The organism is Lysobacter concretionis Ko07 = DSM 16239 (genome assembly GCF_000768345.1).
In the GTDB taxonomy this organism is placed as follows: domain Bacteria; phylum Pseudomonadota; class Gammaproteobacteria; order Xanthomonadales; family Xanthomonadaceae; genus Novilysobacter; species Novilysobacter concretionis.
On sequence record NZ_AVPS01000005.1, the window covers coordinates 105,871 to 124,028 of the forward strand.

Below are 18,158 nucleotides of genomic sequence, written 5' to 3' on the forward strand. Positions count from 1 at the left end.
TCATCGCTTCCCGTTGTCCCCTGTCCCGGATCCCGACGTCGGGAACTCCGTCCGCAGCCGTTGAACGTATCCTGCGGCGGCCTCCTTGTCGCCAAGTTTTTCCTCGATTTGTGATGCAAGCACCAGCGCATGCCTGTCAGCCGGTGCTGCCGCCAGCCGGCGTTGCGAAAATGCCCGCGCACGAAACGCATCCCCCGCCCGGAATTCCCGCTGCGCCATCACACCCAGCGCAACCGGATTGGCGGGCTCCAACTCGATGGCCCGCTCCAGGTAGAGTCCCGCCAACTCGCCCAGTCCTGCCTCGTCGGCGCAGGCACCCGCATTGGCCAATGCCACGGCCGGGGTTCGATAGCCGGGGTCCGCCAATGCCCGGTCAAACCACTCCAGGGATTCCCGCGCGCGGCCATTGCTGCACAACCAGGTGCCGTAATTGTTCTGCATGCCACCTTGCTGCGGCGACAACTCGACCGCGCGGCGGTAATGCGCGCCCGCCTTCGCACTGTCTCCGCGCCGCTCGGCCACCAGTGCGGCGAGTGTCTGCGTAATCGCCAGATCCGGCGCCGCCTTGACTGCCTGGTCGGCCGCCTTGCCCGCTGCAACGACATCACCCTGGGCCAGTGCGGTCTGTCCCTGCTGGACCAGCATGCGCGCCCGCGACGTAGCGGAATCGTAGCTGTCGGGAGTCATCTGGACCCCGGGGGCGACCTGCTCGTAGCCACGACGCCCCAGATCCGGCTTGATGAAGGTGAGCCGGCTGCACGCCGACACCGCGACGGCCGCAACGACCACCGCCATCAACATTCCGCCACGCAAGCTGTGGATACGGCGCTCAGGCGCTCGCATCGTTCACTCCCTGCGCGGCCAGCGTCTTGCGGAAATCCGCCTGGCGACGGGTCCGGTCCATCACCTGTCCTTTCAACTGGCCGCAGGCCGCATCGATATCGTCACCACGGGTGCGGCGTACCGTCGTCAGCACCCTGGCTTCCTGCAGCAGCTTCTGGAACGCGCGGATGTCGACCTCGGAGGAGCGCTCGAAACGCGTGCCCGGGAAGGGGTTGAAGGGAATCAGGTTGACCTTCCCGGCGTCCTTCATCTGGGTGGCATTGTCGAACTGACGCATCAGCCGCGCCAGTTGACGCGCATGCTCGGGCTGGTCGTTGACGCCCTTCATCAGGGTGTATTCAAACGTGATCGAGGATTTCGGCTTGCGCTTCACGTAACGCTGGCAGGCGGCCATCAATTGCTCGATCGGGTATTTCTTGTTGAGCGGCACCAGCTCGGTCCGCAACTCGTCATTGGCGGCATGCAGCGAAACCGCCAGCGAGACGTCGCTGACCTCACCCAGCTTGTCGATCATCGGCACCATGCCGGCGGTCGACAGGGTCACGCGCTTGTTCGCCAGACCGTAGCCCAGGTCGTCGCGCATGATGCTCATGGCGCGCACCACGTTGTCGAAGTTCATCAACGGCTCGCCCATGCCCATCATCACCACGTTGGTGAGACGGCGGCGCTGGTGCGGCAGGTTGCCGAGCTGGCGGGCGGCGATCCAGACCTGGCCGATCACCTCGGCGGTGGTCAGGTTGCGGTTGAAGCCCTGGGTGGCGGTGGAGCAGAAGCTGCAATTGAGCGCGCAACCGACCTGGCTGGACACGCACAGCGTGCCGCGGCCCTTGTCGGGGATGTAGACCGCCTCGATCGCGTTCTTCGGGTCCATGCCGATCAGCCACTTGATGGTGCCGTCGGCGGAAGGCTTCTCGTGGATGACCATCGGCGCCCGCACTTCGGCGTGTTGCTGCAACTTGGCGCGCAACACCTTGCCGAGGTCGGTCATCTCGTCGAAATCGGTGACGTAGCGATGGTGGATCCACTTCATCACCTGGTGCGCGCGATAGCGCTTCTCACCAAGCACGCCTTCAAAAAAATCCTCAAGCGAAACGCGGTCGAGATCGAAGATGTTCTTCCTGGGGGCGACCGGAGCCGCCTCCAGAGCCGTTGTCCCCGGGCCCGCCGCGATGTCGCCCACCAGACCGCGGGCCACGGGCGACACCGACTCCACAGGGGACAGCGCTTCGGACGAAGCGCCGGCCAAGGTGATGTCAATGGTGTTTCCGCGGATCTGGGTCATGGGTGTTTGTATCGGTATCGCGTGGGATGCGGATCAGCGGGCGTAGACGTCGGTCGCCGGGAAGAAATAGGCGATCTCGACCGCGGCATTTTCCAGGCTGTCCGAGCCGTGCACCGCATTGGCGTCGATGCTGTCGGCGAAGTCGGCGCGGATGGTGCCCGCCGCGGCTTCCTTGGGGTTGGTTGCGCCCATCAGGTCACGGTTCTTGAGCACCGCGCCCTCGCCCTCCAGTACCTGGATCATCACCGGGCCGGAGATCATGAACTCCACCAGGGCGTTGAAGAACGGACGCTCGCGATGGACGGCGTAGAAGCCCTCGGCCTCGGCTTTGGACAGCTGCTTCATCTTCGAGGCGACGACCTTCAGGCCGGCTTTCTCGAAACGGGTGTAGATCTCGCCGATCACGTTCTTGGCAACCGCGTCGGGCTTGATGATCGAAAGGGTGCGCTCCAGCGCCATGGGGATATCTCCGATTGGGCGGGCGGCAACCTTGTCTATAAGGTCCACGCCCGAGGGTAACAGAAAAACCCGCGCCGGGACGCGGGTTTGGCCGATATGGCGCCAGCGATTCTACCGGAACCGCACGCCGACATGCTGGGTCCGCGCAACATTTCGTTTGACGAAAATGAACGCTCAGCCTAGCATCAAACAAACGTTTGATTCAGCCCTGTCGCGGCAACCCCACGGATACCCATGGCCCTGAGCACACACTTTTCCACCAAGGACCGCATCCTCAGCGCTGCGGAAGAGCTGTTCGCCCAACACGGTTTTTCGGGCACTTCGTTGCGGCAGGTCACCGGTCGAGCCGACGTCAACATCGCCGCTGTCAACTACCACTTCGGCAGCAAGGAGAACCTCGTCAACGAGGTGTTCCGTCGCCGGATGGACGACATGAGCGCGCAGCGCCTGGCCGCACTGAAACTGGCCACGCAAACACACCCGGCCGAGCTGGAGCCCATCCTGGCTGCATTCATAGAGCCGGCATTGGCCGTCGCCCAGGATCGCCAGGGCGGCGCCGCATTCGTGCGGGTGGTCGCGCGCGCCTACGCGGAGAAGAACGACAGCCTGCGCAAGTTCCTGTCCGAGCGATACGGCCACGTCCTGCGCGACTTTGCCAAGGCCATCGCGGTATGCCTGCCCGAACTGAGCAAGGAGGAGTTGTATTGGCGGCTGGATTTCCTTGCCGGGGCACTGACGTATGCAATGGCGGACTTCGGTCTGATCAAGCGTCCGAACGGCACCCTTGAAAAAGCCCACCGTGAACGCGCGGCTCGCGAGTTGATCCGGTTTTCCGCCGCCGGCTTTCAAAGCTGACATCCGAAAACGCCATTTTATTCAAGGAGTTGCAAGTAATGTCTAATAAAATACTTGTCCGCCGCGCAGCCGTTCTCGGCGCTGGCGTCATGGGCGCCCAGATCGCCGCCCACCTGACCAACGCCGGTGTGGACACGGTGCTGTTCGACCTGCCGGCCAAGGACGGCAATCCCAACGGGATCGTCGACAAGGCGATCGCCGGCCTGGCGAAGCTCAGTCCCGCACCATTGGCCGACAAGGCACTGGCCGGCCGGCTCACCGCCGCCAATTACGAAACCGGGCTGGAGCAACTGGCCGGCTGCGACCTCATCGTCGAGGCGATCGCCGAGCGGATGGACTGGAAGCAGGACCTCTACAGGAAGATCGCGCCGCATGTGGCCTCGCATGCCGTGCTTGCCAGCAACACCTCCGGGCTGGGCATCAACAAGCTGGCAGAGGTGCTGCCCGAGGAACTTCGCCACCGCTTCTGCGGCGTGCACTTCTTCAATCCGCCGCGCTACATGCACCTGGCCGAGCTGATCCCGGCCCGCAGCACTGATGCCGCGGTGCTGGAAGGGCTTGAGACGTTCCTGACCACCACCCTGGGCAAGGGCGTGGTGATCGCCAAGGACACCCCGAACTTCATCGGCAACCGCATCGGCGTGTTCTCGATGCTGGCGGCGATGCACCACACCGGGCAGTTCAAGCTCGGCTTCGATACGGTCGATGCGCTGACCGGCCCGGCGATCGGCCGGCCGAAGTCGGCGACCTACCGCACGGCCGACGTGGTCGGGCTGGACACCATGGCCCACGTCATCAAGACCATGGCCGACACCCTGCCCGACGACCCGTGGCACCAGTACTTCAAGGCGCCCAAGTGGCTGGCCGGGCTGGTCGAAAAAGGCGCGCTGGGAGCCAAGACCGGCGCGGGCTTCTACACCAAGCGTGGCAAGGACATCCTGGTATTGGACCTGAAGGCGCAGGATTACCGCGCTTCTGCAGGTGAGCTGGATGCGGACGTCGCCGCACTGCTGAAGGAACGCGACCCGGCGAAGAAGTTCGCCGCCCTGCGCGCCAGCGCGCATCCGCAGGCGAAATTCCTGTGGGCCTGCTTCCGCGACACCTTCCACTACAGCGCCTTCCATCTGAAGGACATCGCTGAAACCGCGCGTGACGTCGATTTCGCCATGCGCTGGGGCTACGGCTGGTCGGTCGGTCCGTTCGAGAGCTGGCAGGCTGCCGGCTGGAAGCAGGTCGCCGAATGGATCGCCGAGGACATCGTCGCCGGCGAGGCGATGAGCAATGCCACCCTGCCCGACTGGGTGTTCGACGGCCGCGACGGCGTGCATTCGACCGACGGCAGCTACAGCCCGGGACGCGACACGATGGTGCCGCGCTCCTCCAACCCGGTGTACGCGCGACAGCGCTTCCCGGATGCGCTGCTGGGCGAGAAGTTCTCGCAGGGCCGCACGGTGTTCGAGAACGACGGCGTGCGGATGTGGGCCGACGAAGGTGACGACCTCGCCGTGGTCAGCTTCAAGACCAAGATGAACACCGTGTCCGACCAGGTGCTGGATGGGCTGCAGGAAGCGATCACCCGCGCGGAAAAGGAGTTCGCCGGGCTGGTGATCTGGCAGGCGAAGGAGCCCTTCTCCGCCGGCGCGGATCTCTCCGGCGCGCTGGGCTTGCTGCAGGCCAACGACATCAAGGGTTTCGATGCGATGGTCGCGAACTTCCAGCGCACCAGCCAGCGGATCAAGTACTCGCAGGTACCGGTGGTCGCGGCCGTCCGTGGCCTCGCGCTGGGCGGCGGTTGCGAGTTCCAGATGCACGCGGCGCGCACGGTGTTCGGACTGGAAAGCTACGTCGGACTGGTGGAAGCCGGCGTCGGATTGCTGCCTGCCGGCGGCGGGCTGAAGGAGCTGGCGGTTCGCGCCTCCGATGCGGCTGGTCCGAACGGCGACGTGTTCGCCGAGCTGAAGACCGTGTTCGAGACCATCGCGATGGCCAAGGTGGCCGGCTCGGCGCTGGAAGCCAAGTCGCTGCAGCTGGCGCGCAAGGACGATGTGGTCGTGTTCAACGCCTTCGAGCTGCTGCATGTCGCCAAGGCGCAGGCGCGGGCACTGGCCGAGTCCGGCTACCGCCCGCCGCTGCCGGCGCGCAGGATCCAGGTCGCCGGCGACGTCGGCATCGCAACCTTCAAGATGCTGCTGGTCAATATGCTGGAGGGCCGCTTCATCTCCGAGCACGACTACGAGATCGCCACCCGCATCGCCACCGTGCTGTGCGGCGGCGAGGTCGATCGCGGCTCGCTGGTCGACGAGGACTGGCTGCTGAAGCTGGAGCGCGAACACTTCGTCGCCCTGGCCCAGATGCCCAAGACCCAGGCCCGCGTGGCGCACATGCTGCAGACCGGCAAGCCGCTGCGGAATTGATGGTGAAGAAGATCGGGCCTCCTGCCGCGACTTCTTTGCCCTCGGCGAAAAGCGTGGTTTTCACCAATGGCCGCGGCCGCTTCGCGACGCCGCGCCGGCACATCCGTGTGCCGAAAAACCCCATCGCATTCGGAGTAATTCCATGACCAGACAAGTTCAAGACGCCTACATCGTCGCCGCCACCCGCACCCCGGTGGCCAAGGCGCGTGGCGCATTCCGCAACACCCGCCCCGACGACATGCTCGCCCACGTGCTCAAGGCCGTGATCGCCCAGGCACCGGGCATCGACGTGAACCGCATCGATGACGCGATCATCGGCTGCGCCATGCCCGAAGGCGAGCAAGGCATGAACGTGGCGCGCATCGGCGTGCTGCTGGCCGGGCTGCCGGACACCATCGCCGCGCAGACCATCAACCGGTTCTGCTCGTCGGGCCTGCAGGCGATCGCGCTGGCTGCCGACCAGATCCGCCTCGGCCAGGCCGACCTGATGCTGGCCGGCGGTACCGAGTCGATGACGATGGTGCCGATGATGGGCAACAAGGTCGCGCTGTCGCCGAAGGTCTTCAAGGACGACCACGTCAACATCGCCTATGGCATGGGCATCACCGCCGAGAAGGTTGCCGAGGAGTGGAAGGTCAGCCGCGAGGACCAGGATGCGTTCGCGCTCCAGTCCCATCTGAAGGCTCTGGCCGCGATCGAGGCCGGTGAGTTCAAGGCCGAGATCAGCCCGCTGGAAGTCGTCTCGCACCTGCCCGATCTGGAGCGCTATACCATCCGCGAGAAGAAGGTGCTGGTCGACACCGATGAAGGCCCGCGGGTCGGCTCCACCATCGAGGGGCTGGCTCGATTGCGCCCGGTGTTCCGCAACGGCCAGTTCGGCGGCAGCGTGACCGCCGGCAACAGCTCGCAGATGTCCGATGGCGCCGGTGCGGTACTGCTGGCGTCGGCGCAGGCGATCAAGGATTACGGCCTGACCCCGCTGGCGCGTTTTGTCAGCTTCTCGGTCGCCGGTGTGCGCCCTGAAGTGATGGGGATCGGCCCGATCGCCGCGATTCCAAAGGCGCTGCGGCAGGCCGGTCTGACCAAGGATCAGCTGGACTGGATCGAGCTCAACGAAGCCTTCGCCGCACAGGCGCTGGCGGTGATCCGCGACAGCGAACTCGATCCGTCCAAGGTCAATCCGCTGGGCGGTGCGATCGCGCTGGGCCATCCGCTTGGCGCCACCGGTGCGGTCCGCGCGGCGACGATCATGCACGGCATGCGCCGTCGCCAGCAGAAATACGGCATGGTGACGATGTGCATCGGTACCGGCATGGGCGCTGCGGGTATTTTCGAAGCGCTCTGATCGGTATCGGTCAAACCGGCATCAACACAGAAACCAGGGTCGCCAAGCGCGGCCCTGGTTTTTTATCGCGTTGCTCAGGCCATCCGGGTGCCGTCCGGGACCGGGCTGTCGACCGTGGTGATCACCACGCCGGCCTCCGTGGGAAATCCCGTCAGCAGGAACTCCGACATGAAGGGGCCGATCTGTCTGGGCGGGAAATTGAGCACGCCGACGATCTGTTTCCCGAGCAGCGTTTCCGGCTCATAGAGTTCACGTATCTGTGCGCTGGTCTTGCGGATGCCGTGGACGCCGAAGTCGACCCAGAGTTTCCAGGCCGGCCGGCGCGCCTCGGGAAATGCCTCGACACGCGTCACCGTACCGGCACACAGCAGTACCTTCTGGAAGTCGCCCCAGCTGATGGGTTCAACGTCACTCATCGGCTGCCCTCCATTGCCGCCTTCCATCCATCCTTCAGTCCGGCCCACCAGTAACTGAGTTGCGCCGCCACCTGGCCGGCCGGTTTCCATGCCGATACCAGGCCGAACCCGTTGAACTCACGCCAGCGCACGTCTCCCTGCGCAATCGCCGACGCCACCAGTTCGCCCGCAAACGTGGTCGGAGCCACGCCATGGCCGCCGAAAGCCTGGGCCAGCCACAGTCCGTCACCGACCAGCCCGATCTGCGGCATCTGATGGCGCGCGTAACTCATCAGGCCGGACCAGGCGTGATCGACCGCCACGCCGTCCAGTTGCGGAAAGACCTTCAACACGTCGCGATACAGCAACCGCTTCACGGCCTCGGGCGAACGGTCCCGTATCGATATCCGCCCACCCCACAACAGTCGCGTATCGGGCAGCGGCCGGTAGTAATCAAACGCGAACCGGCTGTCGTAAACCGCCGCGCGGGTGTGCAGGATGTCGTCCATACGAGACCCCAGTGGCTCGGTGGTCATCACATAGGTGGCTATGGGCATGACCGACGCGTCGACCCTGTGATCCAGGCCGGCCAGGTAGCCGCCGCAGGCAAGCACGACCTGCTCGGCGTCGACCTGCCCTTCCGGCGTGGTTATCCGCCACCCTGACCCGTTGCGCTGCAGCGACACGACCGGACTGCACTCATGCACGGCCAGTCCGGCTTCGGTCGCGGCACGGGCCAGTCCGAGCGCGTATTTGAGCGGATGGAAGTGAAAAGCACCGGCCTCGAACAGGCCATCGCCATAGCGCTGGCTATGGACCAGGTTGCGCAGCTCGGACTGCGGCAACCATTGCCAGTCGACGCCGAAGGATTCCGCCAGCAAGCGTTGTCGCTGCCGCAGGATCGAGGGGTCACGGAACCAGTTGGCCCAGATCACGCCGGCTTCGACGGCATCGCAATCGATTTCGTGGCGGTGGATGCGCTGGCGGATCAACTCCATCGCCTGCATCGTGCCGCCATACAGGGCCTTCGCCCGCGGTGCACCGAGCCGGGCGAGCAGTGACGCCTCCCCCAGGGAGAATCCGCCGAACACAAAACCGCCGTTGCGACCGGAAGCCCCGAAGCCGATCTGCTGCCCTTCCAGCAACATGACATCGCGCATGCCGCGCTCGACCAGACCCAGCGCGGTGTTGAGGCCGGCGAAGCCGCCCCCGATCACGCACACACGGATGTCGTGCGGCCCTTGCAACGGGGCATGACGGACAGGCGGTTCCGGACGCGTGGCCTGATAGTAGGAAAGCGTCATCGCCCCAGTCAGCACCCGGTCCTGCAGCAAGTCAATGCCGTCGACTACTCCAGCTCGGTGACACCCATTTCCCGCAGCGCTTCACTCATCAATCCCTGCGCGGCAGCACTGAGCTTTTCGTGGTCGAGCGCATAACGGATCGTCGCGCCGATCAAGCCGATGTGGGTGCCGCAATCGAAACGCGTGCCCTGGAAGCGATACGCGTTGACCGCCTCTTCGGCGAGCAATCTCGCGATCGCGTCGGTCAGCTGGATTTCGCCACCGGAGCCGGGCGTGGTGGTTTCCAGCAAGGCGAAGATGCGCGGGCTGAGTACGTAGCGTCCGACCACGGCGAGCGTGCTGGGTGCATCGGCCGGCTTGGGCTTCTCGACGATCGCGCGGATGCGGCCCTGGCGCTCGGCAAAATCTTCGGTTGCCACGATGCCATAGCTGCCGGTGTGCTCCCGCGCCACATCCTGGACTGCGATCACACTGGCCCCACTGGTTTCCGCCGCATCCGCCATCTGCGTTAGCGCGCCGGCTCCACGATTCCAGATCAGGTCGTCGGGCAGGATCACCGCGAACGGCTCGTCACCGATCACGGGTTTGGCGCACAACACCGCGTGACCGAGCCCGAGCGCCTCGGTCTGGGTCACAAACACCGCGCGCACGCCTTTCGGCAAGGGGTTCCGGACCATTTCCAGCTGCTCGAACTTGCCGGCGCGCTCAAGCTTGTCCTCAAGCTCGTAGGCCTTGTCGAAGTAGTCGGCGACCGCGTGCTTGTAGCGGTTGGTGACAAACACCAGCGTGTCGCAACCTGCCTCGATCGCCTCGTCCACGGCGTACTGGATCAATGGCCGGTCGATGATCGGCAGCATCTCCTTGGGAACGGTCTTGGTCGCAGGCAGGAAGCGCGTGCCGAGTCCGGCGACCGGGAAGACCGCCTTGCGGATACGTTTCGACATCAGTTCTTCCTTGTTGCAACAGTGGGGAACGCCACGACCGTGGTCGCCGGCGGGTTCGGGCGGGGATGCAGTCCAATCGGCTGGAATTCAGGCACCGTCTGGCGCAGCAGCTCGTCCAGCGCAGGGAGGTCATAACGCTTGCAGGCGTCCCTCAACTTGCCCAGGGCAAGGTGCACTTCACGGGAAACCACCGGTCGGGGTTCGGCCTGCAGGATCTTGGGATGTGCGGTGGAGCGATAACGCTCATCCGCGTGGAACAGGGTCTCGTGCAGCTTCTCGCCGGCGCGCAGGCCGGTGTAGACGATCGACACGTCGCGTCCGGGCTGCTTTCCGGCCAGCCGGATCATCTGCTCGGCCAACAGGCGGATCGGCACCGGCTCGCCCATGTCCAGGGTGTAGATCGCCTCATGCGTACCGATCGCGGATGCCTGCAGGATCAGCTGGCAGGCCTCCGGAATGGTCATGAAGTAACGCGTGACCTCGGGATCGGTAACGGTCACCGGGCCGCCCCGGCGGATCTGTTCACGGAACAGCGGCACCACGCTGCCCGCCGAGTCGAGCACATTGCCGAACCGCACGGTCACGAAACGGGTGCTGCGGTGATCGACCAGCGACTGGCAGACCATTTCGCCCAGACGCTTGGTCGCCCCCAGCACATTGCCGGGATCGACCGCCTTGTCGGTGGAAATCAGCACGAAAGTCCCGACCTGTGCGGCGCGGCAGGCGCGAGCAACCGTCTCTGTAGCGAGCACGTTGTTGCGTACCGCTTCGCGCAACTGGGTTTCCAGCAACGGGACGTGCTTGTAGGCCGCCGCGTGGAATACCGCTTCGGGCTCGGCGGCCTTCAGGGCGTAATCGATCACGGCCGTGTCGCCGCAGTCGCCGAGCACCGGAATGTATTCGAGGTCGGGAAAATCACGGCGCAGGCTGGCCAGGATCGTGATCAGCGCGAACTCGTCCTGCTCGACCAGCGCGATGCGTCGCGCCCCGTGACGCGCGCATTGCCGGCACAGCTCCGAGCCCACCGAGCCACCGGCGCCCGTGACCAATACCGATCGCGCGCCCAACCAGTCGCGAATCGCTTTCCAGTCCGGCAAGACCTGTTGCCGGCCCAGCAGATCCTCGATCGCGACTTCCTTGAGCTGGCCCGGCAGCGATCGGCCTTCCAGCGTGTCGCGCAGTCGCGGCACCATCCGGAACGGCAGGCCGGAGCGCTCGCAGGAGGCCACCACCCGCTGCATCTCGGTGGCATCCGCCGACGGCATTGCGATGACCAGCAGGCGGGCCGCAGTCTCACGCGCGATCTCCGCGACATCGTCCACGTGCCCGAGCACCGGTATCCCCTGCACCTTGCTGCCCCGCAGGCTCGGTGCGTCATCCAGGAATCCCACCGGCTGATACGTGCCCAGACGACGCAGATCGCGCACCAGCGCATCGCCGGCATGACCCGCGCCGAGGATCAGGATCCGTACCGACGCTTCCTCGCCCCGGTCGGCATGGCTGTCCTTCCAGGCGCGATACAGCAGCCGCGGTGCGCCCAGCATGCCCATCAGCACGAACGGGTACATCACCAGCACGGTCCGCGAAACCAGGTTCAGCCGGTTGTACAGGAACAACCCGAGCACGATCGCGAACAAACCCAGCGCGCAGGCCTTGAAGATATTCCACAGGTCGGGAACGCTGGCGAACCGCCACAAGCCGCGATACAGGCCGACCTGCCAGAACACCAGTCCCTGCGCGGCCAGCACCAGCGCGATTTCGGCCGACCAGAATGGCATGTCGGGGGGATTGAGCATCACGCCATACCGCAGGCGGTGCAGCACCTCCCATACGATCCAGACCATCGCCAGGTCATGCAGTACCACTGCCACGCGAGGCAGTGCCCCGGACCAACGATCTCGCCAAGCACTCATCCGATGTCCTTTCTTTCCGGTTCGATCCGCGGCTCCATGCGCTGGAGCCCTCTCCATGCCAGAGCCCCGGCGATATACCACCCAACGCAAACCCACAAAACCAGCGGCATCGACACAGTGCCGAAAAGCGCCGTCACCATGACGCCGACCGCGGTACATCCTGCATAGGCCAGCGTGACTTTCGTGTGTCCAGCCCGGCGTGCCCACACCTGATAGGCATGCCGGGTATGAGGAGTCCACCAGCGCTCGCCATTCACGAATCGTCGTGACAGCGTGATCCCGGCATCGAGCAGGAATACCGACAACGGTAACAGCAACCACATCAAAGCCACCGCATCCTCCGCTGCACAAACGACAATCATGGCGGCAATGGAAAAACCGATCGCCCCACTGCCGACATCGCCAAGGAATATGCGCGCCACCGGAAAATTGAACGGCAGAAAGCCGGCACAAGCGGCCGCCAGGGCGGCAGCAAGCAATCTCCACGAACCGCCCAGCAGCAGCGCCAACGCCAGGCCGAGCAGCAGCGCCTGGCTGGCCGCGAGGCCGTTGATCCCGTCCATGAAGTTCCAGACATTGGTCAATACCAGCACCAGCACAACGGCCAGCAGGGTCAGCCACAAATCGCCGAATGCGAGCTGGATCGCCCCCGCGAAGACCAGACCGGCCAATGCGTGGACCGCCAGACGCAACCAGGGCGACAACGGCCGGTGGTCGTCGACCATGCCGACCCCGGCGACCAATGCCAGGCCGATGCCGAACCCTGCCAGCAGCACCCGCTGGGCAGGATCCCTCGCAACCAGTGCGATCACTGCGATCAACAGTGCCGAGACGATCGCCACGCCACCGCCGCGAGGAGTCGACACGCGATGGCTGCGTCGGTCACCGGGATGATCCAGCAGATTGCGCTGCAGCGCATAACGACGTGCCAGCACGGTGCCTAACGCGCCGATGGCGGCATACAGGATCAACCAGAGCAGCACGCCGTCAGACCACCGCGTAGTTCAGCAGCGGCTTGATGGTGCCCCATTCCTTGCAACTGGGGCATTGCCAGTGGTGGCTGCGGGCGCCAAAACCACACCGGTTGCAACGATAGCTGGGATTGCGCACCAGCAACTGGTCCGTGATGTGCTTCAAATCGTGCAGGGTCGCCAGCGGATCGGCGCCTTCGGCAATGCTGAGCTCCATCAGTGCCGCCTCGCCGCGCACCGACGGGCGATCCTTGAGTTCCTTGGCAAGGTAGGCACGCGCAGCGGCCACTCCATCCTGGGTCTCGACCATCCTGGTCAACGCCAACACCGGTGCGATGCCGCGATAGTGCTCGCACATCTCGGCCAGGAATGCGCGCGCGCCCGAACCATCGCCTGCCCGTTCGTAACACGACAACAGCGCTGGCATCACTTCGGGCAGGTAATCCGGATCGGTACGGGCGACGCGCTCGAAGGCGCGGATTGCCCCGGCATCGTTGCCCGCCTCGACCTCCAGCCGTCCCTCCAGCATGCCGGCGCGGACCGAATTGGCATCGGCCTGGTAGGCCCGTGCAACGGCAGCCCGGGCAGCATCCGTATCCCCGGCGGCGCGATGACGATCGGCCAGTTCGCACTCGAACTGACCGATCAACTTGCCCATGGATTCGCCGGTCGCCGCCTCGTAACGCTGGGCGTTCTCGATCGCCTTGTCCCAGTCGCGCTCGGCCTGGTAGATGTTGATCAGGTGGCGTAGCGCCAGCGGTGCGCGCATGTCCAGGTCGACCAGGTCGCTGAAGACCGTTTCGGCCCGGTCCAGCAGACCGGATTTCATGTAGTCCTCGCCCAGCGCGAGCAGGGCCTGGACCTTCTGCTGGTCGCTCAGGCCAGGGCGTTGCACGAGCGCCTGATGCAGGCGTATGGCGCGATCAACCTCGCCGCGTCGACGGAACAGGTGGCCGAGCGCGACCTGGGTCTCGAAGGTGTCCTTGTCCAGTTCCGCGATATGCAGGAACAGTTCGATCGCCTTGTCCGGCTGTTCGTTGAGCAGATAGTTGAGGCCCCGGAAATACGTCGTCGACAGTCGACTGACCTGGCTGGTGCTGTGCCGCTCGCCGCCACGACGACCGATCACCCAGCCACTGACCGCGGCAATCGGCAACAGCAGGAAAAACAAGAGCCACTCGCTGATGAAGGCCATCGGTCAGTTCCCGGTCGGCACGGCCGGCACTGCACTCTGCACCCGCTCAACGCGCGCCAGACGACGGCGCAACGGCAGTACCAGACTGGCGCTGATGGCCAGACCGCCTACCAGGACACCCACCAGCAGACTGATGATCAAGGCGATTCCCAGATTCGATGGCAGGTAGACAAATCCCACATCGATGGAAACGGGTTGGCGATTGAGCGCACCGACAACGGCGCCCAGGGCGAGACAGGCTAATGCAATGAGGATTCGGATGAGGCGCATGACAGTCTCCGGGCTGCTCCCTGCTCGGCGGACAGCTTATCTGAACGGGCTCGTGAGGCATACCGCCGTCACGGATCCGGGATCAGGTCAGTCCGCCTCTTCCACCGGCATGACATCACTGACGCGTTCACGAAGTTCCTTGCCCGGTTTGAAATGGGGCACGTGCTTGCCCGACAACGCGACGGGCTCACCCGTCTTGGGATTGCGTCCCATGCGGGGGGGACGGTAATGCAGGGAGAAACTGCCGAAACCGCGGATTTCGATGCGCTCGCCGTCGGCCAGCGAGCCGCCCATCATCTCCAGCAGTGCCTTCACTGCCAGATCCACGTCCTCGCCCTTCAGATGGGGCTGGCGCCGGGACAGGATCTCGATCAGCTCGGACTTGGTCATGGGCGATACGGGCACTCGTAGGACGGATTCGGACGCAAGATATCTGCGGCGCAAACGAAGTACGGCCCGGCCGAAGCCGGGCCGTACTCGTGATACATGACGCTGACAACAGCAACCGCAGCCACTGCGTCGCCCGGATCAGACGACGCAGTGAAGGAAATTACTCGGACTTGTTGCTGTTGAGCTGCTCGCGCAGCAGCGCGCCCAGCTTCGTGGTGCCGCTGGCGGCATCGGCACTGGCGCGGTTGTAGTCGGACACCGCCTCCTGCATCTCCGCCTCGTCCTTCGCCTTGATCGACAGCTGCATGGTGCGGCCCTTGCGGTCCATACCGATGAAGCGCGCCTCGATCTCGTCGCCGACCTTGAGCACCTTGCTGGCATCCTCGACGCGATCCTTGGAGATGTCGCGCGCGGCCACGTAGCCTTCGATGCCGTCGGCCAGTTCGATCGTCGCACCCTTGGCGTCGACTTCCTTGACCGTGCCGGTAACGATCGAACCCTTGGTGTTCGTCGCCATGTACTGGCCGAACGGGTCCTGCTCCATCTGCTTCACGCCCAGGCTGATGCGCTCACGCTCCGGGTCGACGGCCAGCACAACGGCTTCCAGCGTGTCGCCCTTCTTGTAGTTGCGCACGACGTCTTCGCCGGTGGTGTTCCAGCTGATGTCGGACAGGTGGACCAGGCCGTCGATGCCGCCGTCCAGGCCGATGAAGATGCCGAAGTCGGTGATCGACTTGATCTGGCCTTCGACCTTGTCGCCCTTCTTGTGCAGGACCGCGAAGGTCTCCCACGGGTTGGACGAGACCTGCTTCATGCCCAGCGAGATGCGGCGACGCTCCTCGTCGACATCCAGCACCATGACCTGGACCTCGTCACCGACCTGCACGATCTTGGACGGGTTGACGTTCTTGTTGGTCCAGTCCATCTCGGACACGTGCACCAGACCTTCCACGCCCGGCTCGATCTCGACGAACGCGCCGTAATCGGTGACGTTGGAGACCTTGCCGAACACGCGGGTGTCGGCCGGGTAGCGGCGCGCGATGTTGTCCCACGGATCCTCGCCCAGCTGCTTCAGGCCAAGGCTGACGCGGTTGCGCTCGCGGTCGTACTTGAGCACGCGGACGTCCAGCTCGGCGCCCACTTCCACGACTTCGGACGGATGGCGCACGCGCTTCCAGGCCATGTCGGTGATGTGCAGCAGGCCGTCGATGCCGCCCAGGTCCACGAACGCGCCGTAGTCGGTGAGGTTCTTGACCACACCCTTCAGGATCGCGCCCTCGACCAGCTTCTCCATCAGCTGCTCGCGCTCTTCCGAGTGCTCGCTCTCGACCACCGCACGGCGGGAGACGACGATGTTGTTGCGCTTGCGGTCCAGCTTGATCAGCTTGAACTCGAGTTCCTTGCCTTCCAGGTAGGTCGAGTCGCGCACCGGGCGCACGTCGACCAGCGAACCCGGCAGGAAGCCGCGGACATCCTTGATGTCGACGGTGAAACCACCCTTGACCTTGCCACTGATGCGGCCGGTGATGGTCTCATTCTTCTCGAGCGCTTCCTCAAGCTCGTCCCACACCATCGCGCGCTTGGCCTTCTCGCGCGACAGCACGGTCTCGCCAAAGCCATTTTCGATGGCGTCCAGGGCAACCTTGACCTGGTCGCCCACACCGACGTCGATCTCGCCGTCGTCGTTACGGAACTGTTCGATCGGCACGATGCCTTCGGACTTCAGGCCGGCGTTGATCACCACCACGTCGCCACGGACCTCGACGACGGTGCCAACAACGATGGAGCCAGGCTTCAGCTTCGCGAGGAATTGCTCGCTCTGTTCGAACAGTTCTGCAAATGATTCGGTCATTGGAAAATATCCGATTGAACACACGGGCCGCACCGGCTGGCATCGTTTCCCGCAGGGGCAAACGCAAGCAGCGCGTGGTCGACCCACCCGTTGATGTGGTGCGATGGAGCCGCACCATGTGTCGGTTGGTTGATCCGCCGCGGGATTGCGACGGGCGTATTACAGCGAAATACCACGGCGAAACACCTGTTACGGGGCCATCAGGCCCAGGACACGCGTCACCACCTCGTCGATGGCAACTCCAGTGGTATCAATGGTCACGGCGTCTTCGGCCGGTCGCAAGGGCGCCACCGCACGACTGGCGTCGCGGGCATCACGGGCCAGAATCTCCCGTAGCAGACCGGCAAATGTAACGGAAACCCCCTTGTCATTCAACTGCTTATAGCGCCTCTCGGCCCTCTCCTCCGCGCTGGCGGTCAGGAACACCTTGTGTGCGGCATCCGGGAAGATCACGGTGCCCATGTCCCGGCCGTCGGCGACCAGTCCCGGCAGCCGCCGGAACGCGCGCTGCCTGTCTTTCAGCGCTGCCCGGACCTCGGGGATCGCGGCAATGGCGGACGCCGCCGCCCCGGCGGTTTCCGTCCGGAGCTCATCGGTGGCATCGGTGCCGTTCACCAGCACGCGCAAATCGCCATCGTGCTCACGGAAGTCGATCCGGGTGTCGAAGGTGCAGCGCACCAGCGCGGCGGGGTCGCCCAGATCGATGTCCCCCCAGCCGGCGGCCACGCCGATGGCGCGATACAGCGCGCCCGAGTCGAGGTAATGCCACTCCAGGCGGCGGGCCACCAGGCGACTGATGGTTCCCTTGCCGGAGCCGGAAGGCCCATCGATGGTCAGTACCGGCACGGCACTGGATGGATTGGAAAGCGGGAGGGGGCTGTTCATCGGCGTATTATGCGGTGTCAGCGATGGTCGGCGGCCGCACCGGTCCCGGTGCTTTTCATGCAGCACCCTTCGACTTTCAATAGATTTCGCGCAAACACTTGATCTGCCTTGCAAAGAGCCGCTAGAATTGCCGGCTTGCTCATTCTTTTCCGTTGCCGAGGTCTGTCATGAAGGTCCTGTCCTCCCTGAAGTCGGCGAAGACCCGTCACCGCGACTGCAAAGTCGTTCGCCGTCGTGGCAAGGTCTTCGTGATCTGCAAGTCGAACCCGCGTTTCAAGGCGCGCCAGCGCTGAGTTGCCCGGCGCTGCTTGCGCTTCGTACGAAAGCCGCCCCCGGGCGGCTTTCTTGCTTATGGCGTCGGCGATGCGGCCGGATCATGCCCGGCGCCCCCCAGCCAAAGGCCGCCGGGCTTCAAACGCAGCGGTCAGGGCCTTGCGCTTACAATCCCAGCCTTCATCTCGCCCAACGGGAAAACGGACATGATCAAGAGCCTGACCATCAAGACGGGTATCGCCGCACTTTCATTGCTCGCCCTGCCGCTCCTCGCCGGCGCGGCATCGGCTGACACGCTGTTGATCGAGCGTGTGCAGCAGCACGATACGTCCGCCCTGCCCGCACGCGGTCAGAGCATGGCCCAGGTCGAAGCCCGCCATGGCGCGCCGGCCCAGCGACTGGATCCTCGCGGCGGCCAGAAGCAGCAGTGGCCGACGATCAACCGCTGGGCGTATCCGGCGTTCACGGTGTACTTCGAGAACAACCGCGTGATCGACGTGGTGGTCAATCACGCCAGCGCCGACGAGATCGGCCCGAAGCCGCCGGTTCGCTGACGCTTTTCAGACCG

General features: G+C 64.7%; 18 protein-coding genes. 5 read left to right on the top strand and 13 right to left on the bottom strand.

The window, feature by feature from the left end:
* The 3 genes from pilW to ndk form a co-directional block, all read right to left on the bottom strand.
* The gene (gene pilW / locus N792_RS06915) at positions 1-795 is read right to left on the bottom strand and encodes a type IV pilus biogenesis/stability protein PilW (protein ID WP_224743931.1); all 795 of its coding nucleotides are present in this window, start codon (positions 793-795) and stop codon (positions 1-3) included.
* A 34-nt stretch (positions 796-829) separates the two neighbouring features.
* Positions 830-2,023 (bottom strand): dual-specificity RNA methyltransferase RlmN, encoded by a 1,194-nt coding sequence (rlmN, locus tag N792_RS06920; RefSeq protein WP_425478861.1) that lies wholly within the window; start codon positions 2,021-2,023, stop codon positions 830-832.
* A gap of 135 nt (positions 2,024-2,158) precedes the next feature.
* Positions 2,159-2,584 (bottom strand): nucleoside-diphosphate kinase, encoded by a 426-nt coding sequence (gene ndk, locus N792_RS06925; protein ID WP_036193738.1) that lies wholly within the window; start codon positions 2,582-2,584, stop codon positions 2,159-2,161.
* Positions 2,585-2,818: 234 nt separating this feature from the next.
* Here ndk and N792_RS06930 point away from each other — a divergent pair, with 234 nt between their 5' ends.
* The 3 genes from N792_RS06930 (at position 2,819) to N792_RS06940 (ending at position 7,198) form a co-directional block, all read left to right on the top strand.
* Positions 2,819-3,439 (top strand): TetR/AcrR family transcriptional regulator, encoded by a 621-nt coding sequence (locus N792_RS06930; protein WP_036193740.1) that lies wholly within the window; start codon positions 2,819-2,821, stop codon positions 3,437-3,439.
* A gap of 38 nt (positions 3,440-3,477) precedes the next feature.
* Positions 3,478-5,853: a 3-hydroxyacyl-CoA dehydrogenase/enoyl-CoA hydratase family protein gene (locus N792_RS06935; protein ID WP_036193741.1), complete on the top strand. Its 2,376-nt coding sequence runs from the start codon at positions 3,478-3,480 to the stop codon at positions 5,851-5,853.
* A 142-nt stretch (positions 5,854-5,995) separates the two neighbouring features.
* Positions 5,996-7,198 (top strand): acetyl-CoA C-acyltransferase, encoded by a 1,203-nt coding sequence (locus N792_RS06940; protein ID WP_036193742.1) that lies wholly within the window; start codon positions 5,996-5,998, stop codon positions 7,196-7,198.
* Positions 7,199-7,272: 74 nt separating this feature from the next.
* Here the strand turns inward: N792_RS06940 and N792_RS06945 are convergent, their stop codons facing one another.
* The 10 genes from N792_RS06945 to cmk form a co-directional block, all read right to left on the bottom strand.
* Positions 7,273-7,614, bottom strand: a complete 342-nt coding sequence (locus N792_RS06945; protein ID WP_036193743.1) for a tRNA-binding protein — start codon at positions 7,612-7,614, stop codon at positions 7,273-7,275.
* Entirely contained in the window at positions 7,611-8,897 is a 1,287-nt protein-coding gene (locus N792_RS06950) for an NAD(P)/FAD-dependent oxidoreductase (protein WP_036193965.1), read from the bottom strand. Before N792_RS06950 ends, N792_RS06945 begins: the two co-directional genes overlap by 4 nt.
* A 44-nt stretch (positions 8,898-8,941) precedes the next feature.
* Positions 8,942-9,841: a UTP--glucose-1-phosphate uridylyltransferase GalU gene (galU, locus tag N792_RS06955; RefSeq protein ID WP_036193744.1), complete on the bottom strand. Its 900-nt coding sequence runs from the start codon at positions 9,839-9,841 to the stop codon at positions 8,942-8,944.
* Positions 9,841-11,754: a polysaccharide biosynthesis protein gene (locus N792_RS06960; RefSeq protein ID WP_036193745.1), complete on the bottom strand. Its 1,914-nt coding sequence runs from the start codon at positions 11,752-11,754 to the stop codon at positions 9,841-9,843. The genes galU and N792_RS06960 overlap by 1 nt, the downstream gene beginning before the upstream one ends.
* Positions 11,751-12,737, bottom strand: a complete 987-nt coding sequence (locus N792_RS06965) for an MraY family glycosyltransferase (RefSeq protein WP_084105510.1) — start codon at positions 12,735-12,737, stop codon at positions 11,751-11,753. Before N792_RS06965 ends, N792_RS06960 begins: the two co-directional genes overlap by 4 nt.
* Before the next feature lie 4 nt (positions 12,738-12,741).
* Positions 12,742-13,920 (bottom strand): lipopolysaccharide assembly protein LapB, encoded by a 1,179-nt coding sequence (gene lapB, locus N792_RS06970; protein ID WP_036193746.1) that lies wholly within the window; start codon positions 13,918-13,920, stop codon positions 12,742-12,744.
* A gap of 3 nt (positions 13,921-13,923) precedes the next feature.
* The gene (locus tag N792_RS13780) at positions 13,924-14,190 is read right to left on the bottom strand and encodes a lipopolysaccharide assembly protein LapA domain-containing protein (RefSeq protein WP_036193747.1); all 267 of its coding nucleotides are present in this window, start codon (positions 14,188-14,190) and stop codon (positions 13,924-13,926) included.
* An 87-nt stretch (positions 14,191-14,277) separates the two neighbouring features.
* Positions 14,278-14,580, bottom strand: coding sequence for an integration host factor subunit beta (locus N792_RS06980; protein WP_036193748.1), 303 nt, complete (start codon positions 14,578-14,580; stop codon positions 14,278-14,280).
* A gap of 160 nt (positions 14,581-14,740) precedes the next feature.
* Entirely contained in the window at positions 14,741-16,432 is a 1,692-nt protein-coding gene (gene rpsA, locus N792_RS06985) for a 30S ribosomal protein S1 (RefSeq protein WP_036193750.1), read from the bottom strand.
* Between the two features lie 189 nt (positions 16,433-16,621).
* On the bottom strand, positions 16,622-17,317 hold the full coding sequence (gene cmk / locus N792_RS06990) for a (d)CMP kinase (RefSeq protein ID WP_052103611.1): 696 nt from the start codon (positions 17,315-17,317) through the stop codon (positions 16,622-16,624).
* 167 nt (positions 17,318-17,484) lie between these two features.
* Between cmk and ykgO the strand changes: the two genes are divergently transcribed.
* Complete coding sequence (gene ykgO, locus N792_RS06995) at positions 17,485-17,610, top strand: type B 50S ribosomal protein L36 (RefSeq protein WP_005913193.1); 126 nt, start codon at positions 17,485-17,487, stop codon at positions 17,608-17,610.
* Between the two features lie 204 nt (positions 17,611-17,814).
* The gene (locus N792_RS07000; protein ID WP_036193967.1) at positions 17,815-18,144 is read left to right on the top strand and encodes a hypothetical protein; all 330 of its coding nucleotides are present in this window, start codon (positions 17,815-17,817) and stop codon (positions 18,142-18,144) included.
* Positions 18,145-18,158: the final 14 nt, after the last annotated feature.